Origin of the sequence: Flavobacterium sp. (assembly GCF_049240005.1) — a bacterium.
Classification (GTDB): domain Bacteria; phylum Bacteroidota; class Bacteroidia; order Flavobacteriales; family Flavobacteriaceae; genus Flavobacterium.
Map to the genome: position 1 here is coordinate 42,913 of NZ_JBMLTK010000126.1, position 3,471 is coordinate 46,383.

Sequence of the window (3,471 nt, forward strand, 5' to 3'; positions counted from 1 at the left end):
CTAGCTTCTTTCTAACCACACTTGTTATATTTCAAACAGAAAAAGTGTTAAAAGTTGAAAATATAACTTTGATCTAAAATAAGATCTTTAAATTTGATTTGTTAAAAAACTATTCACTAACTAATCAAACTACAATTTTTATGAAGAAAAAGCTGTTATCGCTTGTCTTTAGTGCGATTTCGGTAGTTTCTTTGGCGCAAAACACGCCTTATGTAACGTCCGCCCCCAAATCTGCCTCAGACATTGTTGTTCGTAACAAAGCCGACATTAGAGCCCCAAAACTCTATGTTATTGATGAAAATCAAGTGGCTCAACTGCTCTTAACTGCTCCCGATCTATTCTCTGGAGCAAAAAGTACCACCTTACTTAGTTTGCCTGATGCGCAAGGTGCCCTGCAAACTTTCGAAATGTACGTAGCTTCAAACATGGAGCGCGATTTACAGGTGCGCTACGCTGAAATTAAGTCGTATCGCGGGACATCAAAAACCAAGCCCGGAGAAACACTTTATTTGAGTATATCGCCACTGGGCTTACAAACCATGGTTTTAGGAGCCGATCGCAAAGCAACATTTATTGAACCGTACACTACCAATCGTTCGCAATACATTGTTTACGAAAAGTCGGAAAACTGGTTTACCGAAGGCTCTTTCGCTTGCCGTGTTGTCGACGACATCAAAAAGTCGAGAACGAATGCTGGCGAGCAAGTAGCGTTTCGCCCAAATGCCGATGACGGTACGTTCAGAACCTATCGTTTAGCTATGTCGGTTACCGGCGAATACACCGCTTATTTCGGTGGAACCAAAGCCTTAGCTCTTGCAGCGATAAATGCCACGATGACTCGTGTGAACGGTGTTTTCGAGAAAGATTTTGGCGTTCGTATGAATTTGATTGCCAACACAGATTTAGTGATTTACACCAATGCTTCGACAGATCCGTATTCGGCGGCTGCAACCGGCGCGGGTGGAGCTTGGAATCAAGAACTTCAAACCACATTAACCAATGTAATCGGAAGTGCAAACTATGATGTTGGTCATTTATTTGGTGCTTCGGGCGGTGGCGGAAACGCAGGTTGTATTGGCTGCGTTTGTCGAAATCCAACTACAGCTCAGCCGTTAGGAAAGGGAAGTGGTTACACTTCGCCAGCCGATGGTATTCCACAAGGTGATGCCTTTGATATCGATTATGTAGCACACGAACTCGGTCACCAATTCGGAGCAAACCACACCTTTACGCACAGCAACGAAGGAACAGGTGCGCAAATGGAACCAGGTAGTGGCTCAACTATCATGGGTTATGCAGGTATTACCGGACCTACAACCGATGTGCAAACGAATTCCGATCCGTATTTCCACGCACAGAGTATCCAACAAGTTACCAATTACATTAAAACAACTACTTGTCAGACCAATACAACAACTGGTAATGCGATTCCAGTTGTAAATGCTGGTTTAGATTACACCATTCCGCGTGGCACGCCATTTATGTTAACTGGAACGGCTACCGATGCAAATAGCTCAAGCTTAAACTATTGTTGGGAGCAAATGAACGTAGGAACCTCGACCTCGACGATCCCAAGCGCAACTCGTACTACAGGACCCGCTTTCCGTTCGTTCTTGCCAAGTACATCGCCAACGCGCACATTCCCACGAATGTCGACTGTCTTAGCCGGCGCAACTTCTTGGACTTGGGAAGTGGTGCCTACAGTAGCTCGCACTATGAATTTCAGATTGACGGTTCGTGATAACGATGTGGCTGGACCTGCAAACAATAGCGACGACATGATTGTAACAGTGAATGCAACAGCTGGGCCTTTTACAGTTTCGGCACCGAATACAGCGGTATCTTATGCGGGTGGTTCTTCACAAACAATTACTTGGAATGTGGCTGGAACAACAGCAAACGGCGTGAATTGTGCCAATGTTGACATTCTTCTTTCAACCAATGGGGGAGCGTCATTTGATACCGTTTTAGCCGCAGCAACGCCAAACGACGGAACGCAAGCCGTGACTATTCCGAATACGCCAGGAACTCAAAACAGAATCATGGTTAAAGGAACAAACCACATATTTTTTGATGTTTCGAACACCAACTTTACAATTACCGCAGGAAGTACAGATACAACCGCACCTTCGGTACCACTTAATTTAGCCGCAGCAGGTACCACACAAACCAGCACAAATTTAAGCTGGACAGCATCTACAGATAATGTTGGCGTTACCGGATACGATGTGCTAAGAAACGGTGTAGTAATCGGTTCGACAACCACTGCAACCACTTTTGCGGTTACAGGTTTGGTAGCTTCAACAACGTACACCTTTAACGTTCGCGCTAAAGATGCCGCTGGAAATATTTCGGCGAACAGCAATACAGTTTCTGTAACAACTTCAGCGGCCTCGGATACCACAGCACCAACAGCACCAACTTTGTCGGCTTCGGGAACAACACAAACAGCAACTAATTTAAGCTGGACAGCTGCCACAGATAACGTGGGAGTAACCGGATACGATGTTTTAAGAAATGGGGTCGTAATTGGGTCGACAACAACGGCAACAACTTTTGCAGTTACGGGTTTAACGGCAGCGACCGCGTACACCTTTAACGTTCGTGCCAAAGACGCGGCTGGAAATATCTCTGCAAACAGCAATACGGTTTCGGTAACAACATTGTCAAGTTCCGTTACTTATTGCGCCTCTCAAGGAAATAATACTAACGACGAGCGTATCGGACGTGTTGTATTCGGAACAATTAACAACCCATCGACTGGAACTGCTGGTTACGAGAATTTCACAGCGATTTCGACTAATGTGGTTCGCGGATCGGCTAATACAATAACCATAACGCCTTTTTGGACGGGATCAGTATTTAGCGAAGGATACCGTGTCTTTATCGATTACAATCAGGATGGAGATTTTGCTGATACTGGCGAAATTGCGTTCACTAGAACTGCCACTACTGCGACTCCGATTACGGGAACCATAACAATCCCCACCACGGCGTTGCTAGGCAGTACACGTATGCGTGTTTCAATGAAATACAACGGAACTCCAACAGCCTGCGAAGCATTCCCCTACGGTCAGGTTGAAGATTATACCATCAATATCACTGCATCGGCAGCACGATTGACAGACGATTCGGCTGTGGTTGCCATCAAAGGTTATCCGAATCCGTTGCGTGAAGGCAATTTCTATGTCGAAGGTGTAGCGGCAGATACTGTGTATCAAGTGGTGAACACGCTGGGTCAGCAAGTACTTCGAGGAAAATTTAACGGTTCGTATCTCGATGTTACGCAACTGAAAGCTGGAACATACGTTTTGGTTTTTGAAACCGGAGATGAACCTCAGATACTGCGCATGATTAAATTGTAAGATTTTATTTAAAGAATTTAGAAAGCTGTCTTGTTAATTCGGGACAGCTTTTTTGATTGGGAGATTCAAAGATTCAAAGATTGAAAGATTTTGAGATTCAAAGATT

Annotated in this window: 1 protein-coding gene; it reads left to right on the forward strand. The window is 44.8% G+C overall.

Annotation, left to right across the window (positions count from 1 at the left end):
- Positions 1-140: 140 nt before the first annotated feature.
- Positions 141-3,365, forward strand: coding sequence for a reprolysin-like metallopeptidase (locus tag ACOVQQ_RS12730; RefSeq protein ID WP_421818525.1), 3,225 nt, complete (start codon positions 141-143; stop codon positions 3,363-3,365).
- Positions 3,366-3,471: the final 106 nt, after the last annotated feature.